Source organism: Candidatus Nitrospira salsa, from assembly GCF_965152625.1.
The window spans coordinates 1,251,836-1,271,156 of record NZ_CBCUCO010000002.1 but is presented as its reverse complement, the minus strand read 5'-3'; the positions used below and the strand labels follow the sequence as shown (position 1 = coordinate 1,271,156).

The window sequence follows — 19,321 nt, the reverse complement described above, 5'->3', positions numbered from 1 at the left end:
TTCGCAGGTCGATACAGTCTGTATCTGATCGGATACGGTTCTCGGCTTTGCGTCTCTCGGGATTCATATCCCCGCTCATTGTAACTTCTTAAGCTATACCAAAGACTTAGATCTCAATATCTCGCAACGCACATCGTTATGGTTAAGCGGTATAAGTTTTGCGACATTCATGATCGGAGTCAAATATATAAAGATTAGATTTATCATATTTTTCTAACAGGGAGGGTTTGCCATGAATAAAACGCTACTCACAGGTTGGTGTTTTGCCACCTTGATAGCAGGTGTACCGTTAGTCTCCTGTGCGGCAGGGCCTGTTCCCAATGGCGAAATGAAAAAATTAGATGCGCCAATTACCCATACTCAAATTGAAAGTCAATCGGCCTCATTATCGGAGATTATCGATCAGGGGAAGCGTGTATTCTCCACGCCGTTTAATAAACACGATGGATTAGGAGATGGTCCATTCGATGAGATGGAAGATAAGAATCCATTTGGTAGCCGTCCCACGCTACAGGCCAACTCCGATGAGGGGAATGGGCATTTTTTGCGAATGAATGGGCTTGATTCGCAGACATGCTTAGAATGTCATTCGGTGTTGAGTAATGATGCGGTGCCAGCCACGTTTGAGGTCGGCGGGGTAGGCGGAGCGGCTGCCAATGCGTTTCCGGCCGTGACCAAATTTGATGTAGCTAATAGTGACAAGAAAGAGTATGCCTCATTTAATGGGCGTGTTATTAATCCTCCTTTTGTGTTTGGTTCGGGTGGTGTGGAATTGTTGGCCAAAGAAATGACGAAAGATTTACAAGATATTGCACAGCAAGCCTTGCTGCCGGAGAATGTAGGGAAAATATATGAGCTGGTGACGAATGATGTACATTTTGGATCAGTTTTTTCTCGAAATCTCACTCCGCATGAGCTTCATGAACTCAAGAAAAATCCGTCTGATGAAATCGCTTCTGGTAATGGTTTAATTCCGACCAATTGCAGTAATGAAACGGGAATGGCAAAGATGAGGGCCGCGGCAGATCTGAAGCAAGAGGCCGATTCCGAATTAATGCATTTTATTGCGATTCAACCATCCCGGACATCGTTTTATGGTCTCGGCGGTCAAATGCAGACACGTTCATTTTTTGAGGGAACAGATGCAATGCCAGAAGTCATCTTGGACACATCCAATGTTGTTGGGGTTGATACAGATCTCGTTGTACGGCCGTTTGGGCGAAAAGGCAATAATGTCACGACACGTGATTTTGATTGTGGTGCCCTACGGTTTCATATGGGAATGGAGCCTGTAGAAATCGTCGGGGAAGATGTTGATCATGATGGCGATGGCGTAAAGAATGAAATCAGTGTTGGTCAGTTGTCCTCCTTGGCCATATTTAATACGACGACTGCGCCGCCGTGCGAAGCGAAGGCAGAGGGTAAAGGACGGCAGCTCTTTCGCAAGATTGGGTGCGCGAGTTGTCACAGTCCTGTCATGAAGACCTCTCGAAAGACTTTGCCATTTCAACACCCAGAAGATCCCGCTCATCCGTTCAAGGAGCCGTATTACCAAGTTGACCTAACTCAAGAGCCTGCAAATTTTAAGAAAAGTTTGAAGGGCGGGATTAAAATCAAGTTATATTCAGACTTGAAGCGGCATGATATGGGGCCGCGCCTTCAAGAGACGCTTCATGAGGCGTCCGATGTGGAGAATCAACTGTTCATTACGGCTCGTTTGTGGGGAATTGCCGATACTGCCCCGTACATGCATGACGGTCGAGCGACGACATTAACTGAAGCCATCGATTGGCATGGTGGTGAAGCGGTGGCTGCTCGTGCGAGTTACTTTTCCTTGGAACAAAGTGAGCAAGAGGACGTCTTGAAATTTTTGAGAAGCCTTCATACGCCAAACCATCCGGCCTGCTCACATTCATAAGCTCGTAAATTAGCAGTGGATGTAGAACTGTTCGATCATTGCGCGACGCCTGGCATGGGAAAGCCAGGCGTCGTGCATTTGTGCGGTGTTTCATTCTAAAAGATGAGAATGCAAGGGTTTATGGATATTCATGTAATACATTAGGTTTTCTTTCAAGATTTTTAATGTATTCTTGGTAGACATATGAAGGTTTTAGGCCAATGGATGAGTAGATCTAGAAAAGTCATAGCCCAAAAGTGAAGGAACGCGATATCATAGAGAAATGCCAGGTAGGAGAGCGAAGAGAAGCAAGAAGCAAAAAACGGTTGCTGATGCGCTATGGTTTTTCTTGGGCGCAGTCATTGGCCTGTTTTCGTTGATTGGCTTGTATGTGGTCGCGATGAATTTCTTGTAAAGTAATAGAAGTAATAAGAAGTGAGTCGCCAGGAAATTTCTTGACGCTGCCCACGCTCTTGGATATGATCAGTTCATGCCGAGACCACCTTTTTCAGGCCCTCCCCCTATCCCGCCAGGTATGGGCATGCGACGACCTGCATCGCCGCCACCTTCACCACAAAAACAATTTGGCGCTCTTCGTGCGTCCTTGTTGTATTGTCCGAAGTGTAAGTCTGCGACACCAGCACGTGAGCGATTGCTCTTGGTGCTTCCGAGCGGAAATCTGTATGAATATTTGTGTTCGGAGTGTGGGACAACGACTGGAGAAAAGACCGACCAAGCTCAACAGGACGTTCAGTTGTTCACGCCGTAGCTAGCAGAATTGAAAATTGTAAAATCTAAAATGAAAAGGCTAAGACCAAGCTTTTTCATTTCGTTTTGCCTTTTTTACTTTGCACTTTAGATTTCCCTCCATCTCTCTTCTTATTTCTCACTTTTCGGTATCGGGAGCCCTTCTTGCTCCATGATGCGAAGCGCATTGGTCGTTGGACAGGGACCAGGCCTAAGCTGATAGTCAAATTGCAACTTGCCTTGCTCGACTGTTTCCTGAAAATGCACATTACTCACGCGTGAGCCATTGGTTTCAAGTTGTGCTAATTCCAGGTCATGTGTGGACAGAAGGCCAAGCCCATAGCCTTTCTGTAGCGCGTGAATGAAAGCTTGGCTTCCCCCCAACCGTTCACGGTTATTGGTCCCTTTGTAAATTTCATCGATCAGAAAAAGCACGGCGTGACCGTCTCTCTCATTGACGGCATCTAAGACAAGTTTGAGGCGTTTGACTTCGGCATAAAAGTAGGAAAGGCCTTCAGCTAAAGAGTCAGTCACGCGAATGCAACAAAATAGTCGTAACCATGTCCAGGAGAAGCTCTGTGCGCAGACAGGGGCTCCTGATTGGGCCAAACAGATGTTGATGCCAATGGTTCGAAGAAAGGTGCTCTTGCCAGACATGTTTGATCCGGTTACGAGAAGTACTTGACCTAATTCGCGAAAACCCAGGCTGTTTGCTACACGTTGTTGTGCCGAGATCAGTGGATGTCCCATATTTTTGGCTGTAAATCCGGTATCGGCTTGCCGGGAAGAAGGTTCTTCTCGAATTGGCCAGACATAATCAGGATTCAAGTAGGCAAACGTTCCCAATGAACTTGCGGCATCGAGTGTGGCCAATTGATCCATCCAGCGTGGAAGTGTGGTCTGCAAGTGCTTGCACGTTTTTTGAAGCCGGTAGGTAAAGCTGAGATCCCACGGGATGATGGCATTGAGGATCATGTGTATCAATGGATGGGCTTTGATGCTGAGTCCTGAGCAGATACGAGCTAATTGTTGTGTGAGCACGGTGGGTTTATCTTCTTTGGTCGTTATGGGTGAACACAGATCTGCTAACTGCGGTTGGTGGACAAAGCGACGGTTCTCTAAAAGCCGAAAGACGGCGACGAGCTTTTCAAGTTCATGGTGAAGGTCGAGCACTCGTCCAAACACTGGAGCTATATGTCCGGCGGTATAGAAATACAGAATCACGTAGAGTCCGAAGGATAGAACCCAATATCCCGAACTATTACCATTGGCGGCTAAGATTCCTAACACCACAGTTGAGAGGCAGAGCGCGATTGACGCAAATAATCGTAGAGAGAGATGAGGAATGGTCACGCCCAGTTTGAGTGCTTCATGGATTCGGTTCGCATCGAGTGGGTGTTCGCTGACGAGTCGAGCTTCGAGTCGCATACGGTCTCGCAAGAGTGGGAGTTGTGAAATTTCTTTGACAAGGCTTTGTCGAGCTGTCCAGTCAGAGAACGTTAAGGGTTGTTCGTTTTCATCTAAGAGCCATTCGCCCAATCGGTGTTGACCTGGGAGAGAAAAGGTGGTGTCGAGTAATTGCAGGAGCGATTGTGTTCCGATAATATCCAAATCGTTGGCATACGGATGATTTGCTGCGGCGATAAAGTCTCGTGTGGGTATGGATGACCAATCCAAGCGAAGGCGAGCCAGGTTTGAGTGCTTGATTTCTTTCCAACGTTGAAGCCGATGTATTCGACTCTTGAGTCTGCCGTGAAAATATGTCACGGTGATGAACAGTATGAAAAATCCAAGCAACGCCAGGTTTCCTGTATGAAACCATTCGCTCTTATACAACGCTAAGCAGGTCACAAACGCGGTGAAAAATATCACGAGTCGCCATCTGGTAAAGAATGTACTCGCTTGTGTTCCGGCGATGAGCAGACGTTCGGCTTTGGCAATGCCCTGCTCAATCGTGTGTGTTCGTTTGTGGTTCATGGTGTTCTTTATCTCGTCTGCCGACCATACCGCCAACTAACCTCTTCGTCAATCGAAGGAGTCAATCCACGGTAAACGATCGTTACGAGAAGGAGCTGGTTTGAGGCAGATGTTTCGATCGTTTGAGGCGAATAGTTTGAACTATTTAACGATAAGGATTGGAAGATCTGTCCAAATCCAGAGTATTCGTAGTAGATTGTGTTTATTTTGGATCGGCTCCTAAATGAATTCCTTTATTGATGTCCATATCGCTGCCTCAGTCAGTGCGACGGAATTGGCTGGTCTCCTTGTTGATGATCATATGCTGGGAGTTTGGGAGCAAGATGGTCTGATTCACATCTACTATGACCATGATGCCTGGACTGACGAGATGCTGGTGAAGATTCAGGATGCGATTCGACAATTGAGAGGGTCGTTTGATCCTGATCGGATTGCGGCTCATGTGGTGCTTGACCAGGATTGGAATGTACGATGGACAGAATCAGTTCAACCTATTCACATTGGTCAGCGGATTCTTGTCCGGCCAAGTTGGAAGACGGCAGATATTCCAGAAAAAGGGATTGAACTGATTCTTGATCCCAGACAAGCCTTTGGAACTGGCCATCATACCACCACTCAGTTGTTGGCTGAATGGATAGAAGAACGAATTCAAGGCGGGGAGCGTGTGTTGGACGTTGGAACGGGAAGCGGTCTTTTGGCGATGCTGGCGTTGCGGTTTGGCGCGACGTTCGCTTTAGGCATTGATCATGATGCCGTGGCTATTGATTGTGCCAAAGACTATGCGCAGGTGAATCAATTTGGTGCGGAGCTTGAACTTCGCACATTAGATATTCAGGCTTTGCCTGATGAGTCATTTGACTTGATTATCGCCAATATCGATAGGCGAATATTATTCGCAGGGTGTCAGTCTTTGACGCGAGTGTCGAGTGCGAACACTGACTTATGCTTGTCTGGGATTCTTGTTGATGATCAACAGGAAATCGTTGCTCACTATATGAAGCATGGATGGTGTTGTGTCGAGGTGAAGAGACGAGAAGATTGGGTGTCGGTATGGTTACAACGCGAAGTTGACGGACTTATTCAGGCTGGTGCTCAAGATAATCAATAAGGGCATGATAAGTGAAGGCTCGAGTTTGTGCTTTTGAAGGTTTCTCGTCGACCAGTTTTTGTTCAAGCCAGACGGTCTCGGTAATATGTGCACGGGCCTGATCGCATAGCGTCCACATTTGATGAAGGAATTCCACGTGCAGCCCGACTTGGACGCCCTCCGATTCAATCCGGTCATCTAAGATCGCCAGTAAATCTGAAATGGCTTGATCGGTGTGATACGGAGGTGAAGCGTATCCAAATGACTGAGACGCAGCTTCGTCTTGCTTGGCCTGCTCGACCAAGTCATGCATATATTCTTTGAGCAATCCTATGACACGTCCAGGTAAACGCATAGTCTTTTCAACAAGCTAGCATCCCTCCATATGCACCATAATTGGAAATTGTGTTTGGAGCAAGATCATAAAGCAATTTATTACAACCGTGCGAAGTGTTCAGCATTCTGCATCAAGCTCTATCAATATGTGTGAGAAGTTGAACGGAACAAAGTTCGTTCTTTTCATTAATAATCACCGAAAGCTCAAACTGATTCGAATTTTGACGAAGATCGGTAAAGGAATGAAATGACGAGAAGGCCAGAAATTTTGACAAACAGGACATTTCAGTTGAAAATTATAAACATATGTTGCTCATTTGCCTTAACTTTTTAAACGAGCGTTTGGTATAAGTAAAAGGTTGGTCTTATACGAATTGCATGCTGGCTTCATGGAATGTGGAGTGAGAGGGAGACCTGTTCTGATGCGAAGATTTTACCTGATCACATTCATCGGTGTCTTATGGTTTGGAGGTTTTGTTGCGAGTGCCATGGCTGAACAAACAGCTCAAGATCTCAGTGCACGTGCATTAGAAGAATGTCAAAAAGGACGTATTGCGAAAGATCGCGATGTTCGGATGGGGCATTTTGAACGTGCCGAGGCTATTGCAGAACAAGCGATTGAAGCCGATAAAAATTATGCCGAAGCCCACTTTTCTCTATTTTGCACGTTGGGCGAGCAGATGCGTATAGATGGTGAGCCTACGATGGGCGCAATCTTTGGATATAACCGAATGATGGATGAATTGAACAGAACACTTGAACTTGATCCTAAACATATTGATGCGCTGTCTTCCAAAGGCACCTTGCTTGTCAAGCTTCCCGGTATTATGGGTGGTGATGCAGAGAAAGGCGTAGAAATTCTTCGAGAAGTCATCAAGCGGGAGCCGATGGCAATCAATGCTCGATTAGTCATTGCTGAAAGTATTGCCGATCGTGGAGAACAAGAGGAAGCTCTGACTTTAGCTACGACTGCACTTAAGATAGCCAAAGATCAAAATCGTCAAGATCTTATTCCTGAGGCAGAAGAAACTCTGGCCAATCTCCGAAATGGTACAGGACAGCATTAAGCGAACATGCCATTATAAACTGGTCTTTTATTACTTTACACCCACTGCCACTAACCCTCTCAAAATTATTATCAGCTTTTTCTTGGCTACCTGTAATCAATACGTCAGTTGGTAAGAGTCTTCAATCTAGACTGCCTCAAAACTGCTTCACGGTTATCCACCAATCGTAGCCAAGGTTGTCTGGAGTGACCAATTCTTAGAGAGGTGGATAAGAAGTGAGCGGAGCAACATGATTTATTTGTCAATTAACTATCAACGATGCGTGTAATACTAATATGTTAAATGAAATATTGTTAGAATGAAGGTATGTTTAAGCTCATCGTACGCAGTGGTTTAACCATTAGTTTTCTCGCACTTCTTGTTCTGACATTTCTAGTGCTTGGCAATATATACACATATAGCAGGCTGACTAACGAAAAACCCATCGCACAATTAACCTTTACACCGGTCAACGTTCAAGAGTTTGGTGCATCACTTCGGTTGGGTGATTTTTGTGAACAAAAAAAATATAAAATTTACGGTGATGAGTTTCGTCTTGATGCTCAGTTCTTAAAGTGGAAGTCTTGGGCAACTCTTTTTGGTTTGAATGCCATGTATCGTATCGAAAGACTATCAGGTCGTTATGCAAACATTGAAGATGAAAACACTAAAATTCATATTGCACATGAACTAAAATCCAGTTCTACATTAAACCTGAGTCAATACGCGGATCGCTATAATAATATATTCCTGCCGGTCGATACTGTGTATGGAAGCTCTGCATACAAAAAAATGAAATCGGGAGTGTTATTTACACTATTTCGTACACAATCTGGAATTTTGATACGCGAACAAGACCTAACAATCGCGACAGAACAAAGGGATTGTGTTTCAGGACAATCGTTGTGGAAAGATACAATTGTGACGCTAGATCAAAAACTCACGTCTCTTGTTCACAAAATAAGCCTTTGACCATAATCACATGTTCTGTTTTTTCAATCATAGCCATGCTCAGTGATCTGCTCAAAATGCTCTCGTTTTGGTTGCAATGTATGTCGAACCAAATGTGAAACAATAGGATTGATTTCGATTGATGATTGAGGAAGTTATGGAGTTGGAACTGTGTTTCAGTGCCATTTTTGAGATATGTGTGGATAGATTCACTATAAAATTATACCTGTAATACCTACAGGTGGTGATATGGAATAGAGTTGCACCGCCGACACGAGGATTTTAGGTCACTTTGTATGCAACTCCTCCAATTAACCCCAGAGTTCCTTTAGCCGTTGATCCCGGCCGCAACTATATCGATAAAATTTGTACCGTAAAGGGTTTTTTAGATAATAATCCTGATGGTATTCTTCAGCGGGATAAAACTTCTTGGCTGAAGAGACTTCCGTGGCGATACGTTCAGGAAATGTCTTTGTTTCCTCAATCTTCTTTATAGATTCTTCTATCAGTCGTCGTTGTTCATCAGTATGGTAGAAAAGTTCTGGTCGATACTGATCGCCATGATCACAGAATTGTCGGTCTGGCGTTGTCGGATCAATATTTTTCCAATAGACTTCGAGCAGAGCAGTATACGTAATCTTACTCGGATCATAAATCACCTCGATCGCTTCAGCATGTCCCGTTCCTCCAGCGGAGACTTCCTCGTATGTTGGATTGACTGTATGTCCTCCGATATATCCTGAGGTTGTCGATAACACACCTTCCAGCTTGTCATAGGGTGGTTCCATACACCAAAAGCATCCACCGGCAAAAGTAGCCTTTGCGTATTTCCCGCCAGATGTACCAGTATCCATCGAAGATGCTGGAGCCTGCCCGAGTATGAGAACGATTGCGCTGAACGCCAAGATACTCGCAACTATCATATTTTTCATGAGCCTCACTCCTGTTTAAATCTCGAATGCCAGGGGTTTCGAGAGATTTTCTGTCCGTGTATCCATGCTTCATGTATTATACCAAACAGTCTATCTAGTTCATGAAATGTTACACTCCTTATCCGCTCACCAATGCCAGGTCTGTTCACATGCGTTGCACCGTTGCCGGAGGTATCAGTATTTGGAAGCATATTTGACCATGGAGTTAGCCGTTGAGCTTCAGACGTCTCGCTTCATGTCCTGAAGCGGTAAGGGTTCGAATGCCAGATTGATAGTAAGGTATGGTGATTCTTACAACTAGCGGATGAGGAGGCCTTGCACTCACCAAAGTAGGGCTTATCCGGAAACGTTGATGACTCTTCCTGATCATATCAAACCGGGCTTAGAAATTTTATTTGTCGGAATTAATCCCGGGACAAAATCTGCGAAGGTCGGCCATCATTATGCCGGCCATTCCAATAGATTTTGGAAGCTATTGTATGAGGCGAACTTTGTTCCGTATCCTGTTACCTATCATGATGATTGGCGTTTGCCAGAGTGGGGATTAGGATTAACTAACATTGTTGCTCGCACAACTCCAGGCAGTAGTGTTCTGAAAAAAGGTGAGTATGCTGAAGGGCGGGCGTTATTCGTCGAAAAAGTTCGTCGGTACCGTCCTCGTATTATTGCGCTACTCGGTGTTACGCTTTATCCTGTGGTGTTTCCGCCTCATGCCGATTCTGGGACGTGTCGACAACGTACGTCTTCCAGGTCGCGAGTGGGTTTTGCTCCAGAATTGTTGGAAGGCGCACAGGTGATGGTGCTTCCAAATCCGAGCGGTCGGAATGCCCATTACTCGTATCACGATATGTTAAAGAATTTTATAGAACTGAATCGCGTACGACAGGACAACTCCGGTCGCCGCTGAGAAACTGAAAACTTTTTGTTTGTGTGCGTCTTTAAAGGGAATGCACGATGACTTTTAGAAAAAAACTTGTACTGATTCAATGCATCGTATTGCTGCTCATCTCAACGCAAGGACTTAGAACGGATGCGTGGTCGTTCCAATTGCATGATGCGGTTGAACAAGCTAAGCATGCTACGGTCGGAATCTTGCGCCATGATTCGGATGAAGCATCTCGTCAATCTGTGCAATCGCAGTTTGCGATCCGTGGCTCAGGGGTTCATCTTGGCGAAGGGTATATCCTGACCGCGCGACATGCCGTTGAACGGACAAGCGGTGGCAAGACTGAGATACCACAAGCGATTCATGTGCTCACTGATGGGCTTGCCGAATTATCTGCACAGTTAATCGGTGTGAATAGGTTTCTCGATGTGGCGTTGTATCAGCTTGATGAGAATTCGCATGTAGGTGAACTTGCCTTTGTTCCATTTGAGGAAGAAGCATCACGTCAAGGGGATGAAGTGTTTACCGTTGGGTATCCGCTTGGATGGGGCCCTGCATTGTCCTTTGGGCGTTTAGGGAATCCTCGAACCTTTTTACCCACGGCACAATCCCGGTTGTTACAGGTCGACCTTTCGGCTTGTAGTGGAAACTCCGGTGGTGGACTGTTTGGAACGGATGGCCATCTTGTTGGTCTGATTCATGCCATAATTCAAACGCAAACCGAAAGTCGTGAACGTCGATGTAGTCAGTTTGCCTTTGCGATTCCTGGTCCATTAATTGAAAAAATTGTGACCACGTTAAAAGCTGGAAAGTCCTATGCATTCTCCAAACTGGGTATTCGTATGAAGGTCATGAAGATTGATCAGCAATGGCGGGTGGCTGCCGCATTGGCGAATGGCCCTGCGCGAATCGCAGGGGTGAAGAAAAACGATGTGCTGTTAGCGATTAATGAAACGCCGATTACGTCGGCGGCAGAATTGAAAAGTTATTTAATTGAACGTACCACACCTGGTCAGGTCATAGACCTTCGCATCCTTCGAGAAGAAAAAGAAAAAGTTCTTCACGTCACGTTGGGAGAGTCATAAATTTATTTTAAAGTCTGCATGAAGGCCTGTATTTCTGGGACTAGATCACCTCCTCCATTCGAACGACCTGACGTGGCCGCAGCTATCCCTGCTGTGAGTACTGTTTTGGCTTCTTCATGTTTTCCTAATTTCCCCAACACTTGGCCTAATATCCAGTGAGAGGAAACATGAATTGGGTCAAGCTCAACTGCAACGCGGAGATTTTCCGCTGCTTCTTCAAGATTGCCGCCGTCCTCGTAAATCTTCTTTCCGAGGCCATAGCGACCGAGAAAGCCTTTGGGGTTTTTCGCAACCATCTGTCGAAATGTCTCGATATCCATGCAGTCCTCCTTCTCGATACACCAGTGTAAGATTCGATCATACCATCGTTTCCCTCAAAGTTACGAGGTGGCATCTGTTTCATTCGACAGTCACGCTCTTAGCTCCTCGGCAAAGCGTTGTAGCTGCATCTGAAGTGTCTGCATGTCGGATGGTGCGTCGGTCGTATATTCCTTGAATGCCCCCGATATTGGGTGTTGAAAGCCAAGGGTCTGTGCATGGAGCATGACTCGTGGAATGGCGATCTCGGCAACGTGACACACTGGCGTCCCGCCATAGAGAGAATCTCCCAAGATAGGCGTGCCGAGAGACGCAAGATGCACTCGAAGTTGATGGGTGCGGCCGGTGTGTGGAGAAAGCATGATGCGAGATGCTAACTTCTTCCACTGCTGTATAACACAATATTCCGTTACTGCCGCTCGTGGGGTGGCTGTATGAGATGAGTGCTTTTTAGGGACATGTGCATCGCGTCCAATTGCCAAGTCAATCACGCCGTGATTTTTAATAGGAATCTGCCAGACGATGGCCTCGTAGCGACGTGTGATGGAATGATTTTCAAATTGACTAGCAAGCGTTCGATGAGCTTCTCGGTTTTTGGCGATGACCAAAAGTCCAGAGGTATCCTTGTCAAGGCGGTGGACGATTCCAGGAGTCAGTTTATCCTGATTGGTGGCTTGAAAATGATCCAGTACGCCGTTCAGCAATGTTCCAGCCCAATTCCCTGATGTTGGATGCATCACAACTCCGACAGGTTTATTCACGACAATGAGTACCTCATCTTCGTAGATGATTTCCAAAGAAACGGTTTTCCCCTCAACCTTCAAGGCACTTGGTTGAGGCCTGTCCATAGTAATCGTGTCCCCTGGCTTCACCTTCTGGCTTGGTTTGACTATGAACGTATTAACCCGTATTCGCCCCAGCATGATCAGTCGTTGCAAGCTTGAACGAGAGATTTCTGGCTGTCGGTGAGCGAGAAACCTATCGAGACGTTTGGGTTTTTCTCCTGACGTAATGAGGAATTCAGTAATCACGTTTACGTCTTGTTTCGTCTCGAGAGCATGACAGAAATAGATTGGTTATGATATTTGGCCGTGTTGGGTGTTGTAGGCGGAACATTCAGTCTCGTTCTGTTGGTTCTTTCAATCATCATAGGATTTGTGTTGGTATGCTACTATAATCGTTCAAAAATTGAATAGGAATATCGTATGAGGGAGTCGTTTTGTGACGAAGTAAAAGCTTGAAACATGAGTCCAGGCTACCAAGTTAGGGTAGCCTGCTCGGAGGAGGAAAACCATGGGGAAGTGTTACAACTCAGTCGTCGTTGATGCCCCGTGTGACACGGTTTGGGAGACTCTACGAAAGTTTCATGATTTATCGTGGGCATCTGGTGTCGTGGAGCTATTGTCAAATCTTGGGTATGACTTCCTTAGGCGGCCTTCCTGGTGACTGCTTCTCCATCGACGAATATGATGCCCTCAGTAATCTGGACGAGCCGCTGATAGCCTCGCAACCGTCGCCATGTTTTTTCTGCACAGCGCACCAATTGGAAAGCCATGGTTAACGCGGTCGTTCGAGACAGACAGCCTCGTGTTTTGGCGGTGCGTAAGCGCACCGTGGCAAAGGTTGATTCAATCGGATTTGTCGTTCGAATATGCTGCCAATGCTCGGCTGGAAACTGATAGAAGGCCAGCAGGGCCTCTTGGTCCTTCTGTAAACAGTCGGCGACTTTCGGGTATTTCGCTTCATAGGTCTGGATCAATCCATCAAAGGCCTTGGTCGCTTGAGCTTTGGTGGGGGCCATCCAGATCTCGTGGAGCCCGGCCTTGGCTTTCGCCTGCAAGCTCTTCGGCAGTTTATTCAACACGTTGGCCGTTTTATGCACCCAACACCGTTGTCCCTTGGTCGAACCATAGACTTGAGGTAGGGCTTTCCAGAATCCCAAGGCACCATCGCCCGTCGCCAAGTCTGGCCCCATGGTCAAGCCACGGCGGTGGAGATTGAGGAGGAGGTCCTTCCAGGATTGCTCGCTCTCTCGGATCCCATCCTCTACTGCAACCAGCTCTTTATGCCCATCGGCCGTGGCCCCAATCACCACCAAAAGACAGGGCGAGTCCTCCATGCGTACATTTACGTGCAGACCATCCACCCAGAAATACACATACCGCTTCCCCGTCAAATCTCGCTGCTGCCACACTTCCCACTCGTGCTGCCAGCCAACTTTCAACCGACACACCGTGGCCGGGGAGAGCCCCGTAGGATTACCCACAAGGGTCCGTAAGGCCGCGGAAAAATCTCCGGTCGAAATCCCCTTCAAATAGAGCCACGGAATCAACTCCTCTAGGCTCTTGCTCCGCCGAAGATAGCGAGGCCGGATCGTTGAGGTAAACGCAATGCGATCGGTCTTCGGAATCTTCCGTTGATCACGGATTCGTCGGCCTCGGATCGGGACGCCCCCAATCCCCGTTTGAATGGTGCGTTCCGGCAAATAGCCATTCAGGACAATCATCTGATGCCCCTCGTCATCGCGGAGAGTCGCATGGCTAGCGAGAAATGCTCGAGCTTCCTCCTCCACCGCTTGAGTCAGAAGGTCACGTGCTCCCTTACGCAGCACCGCTGTCAAGGGATCCTCCGTATGCTCATCTTGATTCGTCTGCTCTACAACGTTACGCTCTTTCATGGCGTATCCTCCTTTTGTTTGAAAGGGTGGTGATCTTGCTCGATCACCAGGATACGCCGCCTTTCTCTTTCAGATCATCCCCAACTTTTTAATATAACTCGGTGTCGTGACGCAAGTGGATAAGATCAGCGAACTTGAGAGTGATCAAGTTGGAGCAAAACGTATACTCAACGGTGTCTTTCATGAAACGCTCGTGTTGTTTGACGATCACGAACGGACGTTCATGTATCGCATCGACGATGGTCCCGGTCCGGTTGCGAAGGATGCGGTGAAGCATTATATCGGGGCGGCCAGGGTGTTGCCCATCACAGAGAATAACACAGCCTTCGTTGAGTGGCAGTCGTCCTATGAATCACCGGATGATGCGGCAGTTGGGGAATTATGCAATCCCATTTATCAGGCGCTCTTGCAGGCGCTCAAAAAGCATTTTGCGTGATGGTGATTGGGGTGCAATGGAAGAATTGAATCTTGAGGTATTCTGCCGGGTATTGAATTTATGTAAGTCAAGAGGTAGTCCTAGGTATGTCAGGTAAGTTGTCTGCGACTTCTTGATAGGTTTTTTGTTCTCAAGAGCTGAAATGACTTCATTGAGCGGTTCAGCCCATATCTCTGGAAAATCAGCTTCACCTTGAGTCGTAAGTGGGTACGCTAACTTTTCTACGGGAGGGGAAAACGATGCAGTGACCCCGTCCTTATTCCCTCGCGCATCAGCCCGATACCAACCAAATTTATCAAGATAGAGGGCGTTGAGGCCATGTAAGCAAAAAGGTAGTCTATCGTCGCTGATGGTCAGTCGTTGATAACAAATTCCTGTTGGAATATTGTTTGCCCTGAGCAATGTGGCGAGCAGATGACTCTTCGCATAACGATACCCGGTGCCATGTTGAAGAACCTCAGAAGCTTTGCACGTCACAGGGTTGAGGGCATAATCCCAACTATGTTTGATGTCATCACGCACAAACTCGAAGCAGGCTTTGGCAATATCAAGAGAAGACCGATGGTTGTTGGCTAACTGTTGAGCTTGAGCTATAACGGCCGGTGTTTCCCAATCGATATAGCGGCTCGATGCCAGATAGGGATTCATGTCTGGCAATGTTTGCTCACGCAAAATGGATCACTCCTGACGGCTGAGGTTGATTTCTGAGTTCATACTTTGACAGGTTGTGAACTCACAATTGAATTATATGAAATGTGCTCTGTTACGTCATCACATTTTAATCGTATCAAAGAAATGATTGTTCAATGATTGTCAGAAGAAGGCTTCCATTCAAGTGGTTTCTACAAATTGACGGTTGGGCTGTCTTGTTTTATACCCTGTATGGCTACGGAGTCTGCACACTTCATTTAGAATTCTTTTTTGAAAAACTCGCATTTCCTTTTACCGGGATTAGTGTATTTGGAACGGCCATCGCAATTTTATTGGCGTTTCGAAATAATTCGGCTTATGAACGGTATTGGGAAGCCAGGATCGTTTGGGGGGAATTAACGAATTATTCAAGAAATTTTGCCTCGCAAGTGCTTGTTTATATTCGACCTCCTCAAGGGAGCGATGCCCATCCTGAGCAGGTCGCGGAACTGCATCGAGAGTTTATTTATCGGCACTTCGCATTTTTGCAGGCTTTGCGTTTACAGCTGTTAGAGGGGTACATGTCGAATGTCCTTGCTCCCTTCGTTAATAAGGCTGAGTTAGACCGGTTGGATGGAGTGGCCAATCAAGCGACACAGCTGAATCATTGGCAAGCGAAACGATTACAGGAAGTGTTTGATGTTGGCTGGATTGCCCCGCGCCCCTATGTGATGGGATTAATGGACTCTGTCAAAGATTTTTATATTGCTCAAGGTAAATGTGAACGAATTAAGCATACTCCCTTGCCTCGTCAATATGGGTTTTTCACCAAGGTATTTGTGTGGGCGTTTCTGTTACTTCTTCCCTTCTCACTGGTGCAACATTTGGGATGGGAAACACTACCTATTTACGTGATGCTGGCGTTCATGTTTACGGTTATGGAACGAGTGGGAAGTCGAACCGAAGACCCATTTGATGGGAAAAACGAGGATGTTCCGATGAATGCGATTTGCCGAAATATTGAAATTGATTTACGGCAACAATTGGGAGAAACGTCTGTGCCGCCTAAAATTGAACCGATCGATGGTGTGTTGATGTAACTGTTGCCTGATATGTCTTTTGGTTTTTTCTGGTCGTGCACTCACCATGATGTGTATGATTTTAATGCGACATGCGCATCGCGATCCTCATTTATGATCCATGGTTCCCCTCGCATTCATCTGACGTGTAAGGACTCACCCCCCGAACGAACAAAATTCTCAGGGGGGGTGGGTCGTCGTTAATGTCGATGTCGGCGATGAAGTCTTCCACCTTTAAAGTGGCCACGATGGTTCGGGTGTCCTCCAAAATATCGTGGTCTATATGTATGCCGTTCATAGTACCGATAGGCAAACGGGGATGGGCCAAAATAATGTCGATGTCCAAAGTGTCTTCTGAGGTGTCCCTGTGGGCCTCGAAATCTATGTCGATGTCCTCCAATACCCGGGTGAAGGCCTCCAGGACCAACATGAATGGAAAGTCCAGTCAAATGAAGTGGTGTCGTATATGTTTTCTGTCCTTTTCCTGCCCAAACAGGTGAAATTATTCCTAATGTCAAAAACAGTAGGCCGCTTATAATAGAAGTTTGGCGTAAGCCGACTTGTCGTGAGGGGGTAGGTCGCGACACAGGTCCTGTTCCAGTAGAAATCAATTGACGTGTGTTCATGCTGTACCTCCTTTTGTCATAATTGCGATCAATTCACTATATCTATATTCATTATACTAGTCAATTTGACATGTATTATGAAGTCTTTATGCTATCTAATAAAGTTATTTTATTAACTGTTACAATAACTTGCGTCTTGACTTTATACGTAGTATGCATTAATTTTTAATGTTCACAGGATGTATGAGGTGTGATTCACCTGCGTGAAAATTGGAGGGATCTGAGTGTGAAGAGATTTTCTGATAAAGAAATCATGCGCTATATCGAGGCTGTCAATAAAGAGGCGGCGCAAGAATGGCTCACCGCATTTGCGCGTGAACCAAAGCTTCAGCAGAGTTACTATTGGACATTATTTTCGGAATTATTTTTGAAGCAAAAGAATCAGATCCCAGTTACCATGAGTGATGCGGAAAAGATCATTCCTCAATTGTCGGCCTCGCAAGCACGTCGGGCCATTCAGAATGCGAAAGATGCAAAATATTTAGAGCTACAAGCGACTGGGACACGCACGAAAAATGTGCAACTGACTTCAAAGACTGAGGCAATTATTCGAAAGACCAGTGCGAAAGCTCTCAAAAGTATGGAAGAAATTTTCAGGCAATCCTAAAACACACGGAAAAATGCATTCAATATTCTACGCGTCATGATTGTTCTCAACTTCGATAACATGATATCCTTAAAGAGACGATAAAGAAGGCTAAGCCATGAAAACATCTCACGCTTCTGACTTTTTCCATAGATGGAAAAAAATGAGTCCTGGAATAGCGCTATGTGGGCTCGTGCTCTTTTCATTTCCGGTAGGTGCGAGTGAACAACCCCTCCCTTGGCAATGCACGTCTTATACATATACCGGGGCTTCTCAACGTGAATGCATTCAGTCACATTCTCAGGATAAAGAAACGAAGACTGATAAATTGGAACGGCAACTGAAGCGTCAAGAGATCATGCTTCATGAACTTCAAGAGAAGATGAGCCGACAAACTCGAAGGCATGATCGTTATTCTCAAGAATATCCTCCCTCCTATGAGTTTCTACCTTCCCCTCCCGTGGGATTTGGTCCGCCTCCTATCTATGGCTATGGTCCACCATTTGGATTTGGGTTTGGTCCACTTCCGTTTGTCCCTTCTATTGGGATCCTCATTGATTGAGATTCCATGAATGTCTAGGAGGGTGTTGGATGCCCCCTGTTTGCTTAGCTTGCCTTGCCTCAGTCCCATCCCAAAAAGTTGACTTTTCCCTTGCTCTGTCGTCTCGCTCCAAATCAGCAATGGAAATTCACAAAAGCCAGATCTGGAATTTTTATTTCTGTTGAATACAAATCAGACGTATTAATGTATTGGAAGATCGGGATGCTCAAGGAAGACTGAGGCCGGGAATTTTTCCCCTGTCTTGGTATGGCGAAGAGTGCGCTTAAGCACAAAGTCGAAGAGGAGAGGGTTGAAGTCGTACATGTCATTGAGTGATTCACGTTCTTGAGCCGTAATGTATCCAGCCGATTCAAGCGTTCGTGTTTGAATCACGATGTTGACCGCAGGGAGGGGATAATCGCTGCCGTTAATTAAGTTGTCATGAATGGAGCTGTTGCCGAGAACTTTGTCGAGATTATCTTTTCGATTGTCTTGTGTTAGCGCAGAAATATCAGCGAACAGCAGGTGTTCATACTGTGGCTCTTCAAGCATGTCGATTGCGAGGTCGATGTAGGGAATGCCAGGTGTGCAAATGGCCGCATCTTCTTCTCGGCATTCTCCTAAACTTGCGACGTGGGCCATCACCACTTTGACACCCATATCCAAAGGTTTTTTCAAGAAAAGCGGGTTACCGAGGTGTTGAAATTCTTCTGCTTCCGTTGCTTTTTCGTCACCCGTATGCGAGATGAGCGTCATATCGTAGTCATGCATGATCCGATAGTACGCTTCGAGTTGCTCGTTCATGCGTTCAGATGCCGGATGAATACCCATGGCGTTTGGTAGCCATTTGACAAATCGGGTGCCTTGCTTGGCGTAATTTGTTAAAGCGTCGAGGGCATCGGTTCGATAGGGGTGGATTGAAATGATGGGAAAGAAGAGGTCTGGGGCAGCCTCGACCTTGCTCATGACGTAGGCATTGGGTACATGAAATGTACTCAATTCTTTAATCGGGCGGCCTTCTTCATTGTGGAAATAATCAAAGGCCATAATTCCAAATTTTCCATGTTGCGGCATAAATTCAATAAGGGTTTTGAGACGTGTAAGATATTGATCGTCAGCCTGGTCTTCATCTGTGATGGCGGCTGCACTCTTATAGACTTGAAACTGGATGTAATGGATGAGTCCGCCAAATGGTGATTGCCATTCCTCATTCACAAACGTACCATTTAACTCTGTATTCATTCCAAGCAGATGAATGTGATAGTCACGGAGTTGTGCCGGGTCGATTCCTTCGAATGCCTGTTTCATGAGGGTTTGTGCTTCAGCGCTCAGTTCTTTTTCTAGTTCTTGAGGCTCGTGTTCAAATGCCCCGCCAATGAGGTTGCAGCTGAGAAAAACGGTACTCATGAGCAGCAAGCATGATGTGCGAAAGAGTGTCTTGAGGTAAATCATGTTCTCGTTTCGCGAAGTCACAAATGACTTGT

General features: G+C 46.2%; 19 protein-coding genes and 1 pseudogene. 11 read left to right on the top strand and 9 right to left on the bottom strand.

The genetic code is table 11. The annotated features are described in order from the left end of the window. Positions 1-232 precede the first annotated feature (232 nt). The gene (locus ACWQXP_RS07730; RefSeq protein WP_454062247.1) at positions 233-1,918 is read left to right on the top strand and encodes a di-heme oxidoredictase family protein; all 1,686 of its coding nucleotides are present in this window, start codon (positions 233-235) and stop codon (positions 1,916-1,918) included. Positions 1,919-2,387: 469 nt separating this feature from the next. Beyond that, on the top strand, positions 2,388-2,666 hold the full coding sequence (locus ACWQXP_RS07725; protein WP_454062246.1) for a hypothetical protein: 279 nt from the start codon (positions 2,388-2,390) through the stop codon (positions 2,664-2,666). A 110-nt stretch (positions 2,667-2,776) separates the two neighbouring features. Here the strand turns inward: ACWQXP_RS07725 and ACWQXP_RS07720 are convergent, their stop codons facing one another. Beyond that, entirely contained in the window at positions 2,777-4,621 is a 1,845-nt protein-coding gene (locus ACWQXP_RS07720; RefSeq protein ID WP_454062245.1) for a MutS family DNA mismatch repair protein, read from the bottom strand. A 223-nt stretch (positions 4,622-4,844) separates the two neighbouring features. On the opposite strand from ACWQXP_RS07720, the gene ACWQXP_RS07715 reads away from it, so the two are divergent. Continuing rightward, positions 4,845-5,729 carry a 50S ribosomal protein L11 methyltransferase gene (locus ACWQXP_RS07715; RefSeq protein WP_454062244.1) on the top strand — a complete coding sequence of 295 codons (885 nt, stop codon included), beginning with the start codon at positions 4,845-4,847 and terminating at the stop codon, positions 5,727-5,729. On the opposite strand, the gene ACWQXP_RS07710 is transcribed toward ACWQXP_RS07715, so the two are convergent. After that, positions 5,698-6,063, bottom strand: coding sequence for a hypothetical protein (locus ACWQXP_RS07710; protein WP_454062243.1), 366 nt, complete (start codon positions 6,061-6,063; stop codon positions 5,698-5,700). The genes ACWQXP_RS07715 and ACWQXP_RS07710 overlap by 32 nt on opposite strands. A 403-nt stretch (positions 6,064-6,466) precedes the next feature. On the opposite strand from ACWQXP_RS07710, the gene ACWQXP_RS07705 reads away from it, so the two are divergent. Continuing rightward, on the top strand, positions 6,467-7,111 hold the full coding sequence (locus tag ACWQXP_RS07705) for a hypothetical protein (RefSeq protein WP_454062242.1): 645 nt from the start codon (positions 6,467-6,469) through the stop codon (positions 7,109-7,111). A gap of 306 nt (positions 7,112-7,417) precedes the next feature. After that, positions 7,418-8,062: a hypothetical protein gene (locus ACWQXP_RS07700; RefSeq protein ID WP_454062241.1), complete on the top strand. Its 645-nt coding sequence runs from the start codon at positions 7,418-7,420 to the stop codon at positions 8,060-8,062. Between the two features lie 290 nt (positions 8,063-8,352). Here the strand turns inward: ACWQXP_RS07700 and msrA are convergent, their stop codons facing one another. After that, positions 8,353-8,964, bottom strand: a complete 612-nt coding sequence (gene msrA, locus ACWQXP_RS07695; protein ID WP_454063004.1) for a peptide-methionine (S)-S-oxide reductase MsrA — start codon at positions 8,962-8,964, stop codon at positions 8,353-8,355. A 361-nt stretch (positions 8,965-9,325) separates the two neighbouring features. On the opposite strand from msrA, the gene ACWQXP_RS07690 reads away from it, so the two are divergent. Then, positions 9,326-9,880, top strand: coding sequence for a mismatch-specific DNA-glycosylase (locus ACWQXP_RS07690; RefSeq protein WP_454062240.1), 555 nt, complete (start codon positions 9,326-9,328; stop codon positions 9,878-9,880). Between the two features lie 47 nt (positions 9,881-9,927). After that, the gene (locus ACWQXP_RS07685) at positions 9,928-10,944 is read left to right on the top strand and encodes a S1C family serine protease (RefSeq protein ID WP_454062239.1); all 1,017 of its coding nucleotides are present in this window, start codon (positions 9,928-9,930) and stop codon (positions 10,942-10,944) included. Between the two features lie 2 nt (positions 10,945-10,946). Here ACWQXP_RS07685 and ACWQXP_RS07680 read toward each other — a convergent pair whose 3' ends face one another. The 3 genes from ACWQXP_RS07680 to ACWQXP_RS07670 form a co-directional block, all read right to left on the bottom strand. Further along, the gene (locus tag ACWQXP_RS07680) at positions 10,947-11,264 is read right to left on the bottom strand and encodes a tetratricopeptide repeat protein (RefSeq protein WP_454062238.1); all 318 of its coding nucleotides are present in this window, start codon (positions 11,262-11,264) and stop codon (positions 10,947-10,949) included. A gap of 90 nt (positions 11,265-11,354) precedes the next feature. Next, complete coding sequence (locus ACWQXP_RS07675) at positions 11,355-12,293, bottom strand: RluA family pseudouridine synthase (RefSeq protein WP_454062237.1); 939 nt, start codon at positions 12,291-12,293, stop codon at positions 11,355-11,357. Between the two features lie 395 nt (positions 12,294-12,688). Further along, on the bottom strand, positions 12,689-13,939 hold the full coding sequence (locus ACWQXP_RS07670; protein WP_454061102.1) for an IS256 family transposase: 1,251 nt from the start codon (positions 13,937-13,939) through the stop codon (positions 12,689-12,691). Between the two features lie 115 nt (positions 13,940-14,054). Here ACWQXP_RS07670 and ACWQXP_RS07665 point away from each other — a divergent pair, with 115 nt between their 5' ends. Continuing rightward, positions 14,055-14,375 (top strand): SRPBCC family protein, encoded by a 321-nt coding sequence (locus ACWQXP_RS07665; protein WP_454062236.1) that lies wholly within the window; start codon positions 14,055-14,057, stop codon positions 14,373-14,375. A 67-nt stretch (positions 14,376-14,442) separates the two neighbouring features. Here the strand turns inward: ACWQXP_RS07665 and ACWQXP_RS07660 are convergent. Further along, positions 14,443-15,023: pseudogene (locus ACWQXP_RS07660) on the bottom strand (transglutaminase-like domain-containing protein). A gap of 158 nt (positions 15,024-15,181) precedes the next feature. Here ACWQXP_RS07660 and ACWQXP_RS07655 point away from each other — a divergent pair. Next, positions 15,182-16,105: a bestrophin family protein gene (locus ACWQXP_RS07655; protein ID WP_454062235.1), complete on the top strand. Its 924-nt coding sequence runs from the start codon at positions 15,182-15,184 to the stop codon at positions 16,103-16,105. Positions 16,106-16,284: 179 nt separating this feature from the next. Here the strand turns inward: ACWQXP_RS07655 and ACWQXP_RS07650 are convergent, their stop codons facing one another. Beyond that, a complete protein-coding gene (locus ACWQXP_RS07650; RefSeq protein WP_454062234.1) occupies positions 16,285-16,710 on the bottom strand; it encodes a hypothetical protein in 426 nt (141 codons plus the stop codon). Between the two features lie 226 nt (positions 16,711-16,936). Between ACWQXP_RS07650 and ACWQXP_RS07645 the strand changes: the two genes are divergently transcribed. Both ACWQXP_RS07645 and ACWQXP_RS07640 read left to right on the top strand, forming a co-directional pair. Continuing rightward, positions 16,937-17,317 carry a hypothetical protein gene (locus tag ACWQXP_RS07645; protein ID WP_454062233.1) on the top strand — a complete coding sequence of 127 codons (381 nt, stop codon included), beginning with the start codon at positions 16,937-16,939 and terminating at the stop codon, positions 17,315-17,317. Positions 17,318-17,414: 97 nt separating this feature from the next. Further along, positions 17,415-17,858: a hypothetical protein gene (locus ACWQXP_RS07640; RefSeq protein WP_454062232.1), complete on the top strand. Its 444-nt coding sequence runs from the start codon at positions 17,415-17,417 to the stop codon at positions 17,856-17,858. Between the two features lie 180 nt (positions 17,859-18,038). Here the strand turns inward: ACWQXP_RS07640 and ACWQXP_RS07635 are convergent, their stop codons facing one another. Then, positions 18,039-19,289, bottom strand: coding sequence for an amidohydrolase family protein (locus tag ACWQXP_RS07635; RefSeq protein ID WP_454062231.1), 1,251 nt, complete (start codon positions 19,287-19,289; stop codon positions 18,039-18,041). Between the last annotated feature and the right edge of the window lie 32 nt (positions 19,290-19,321).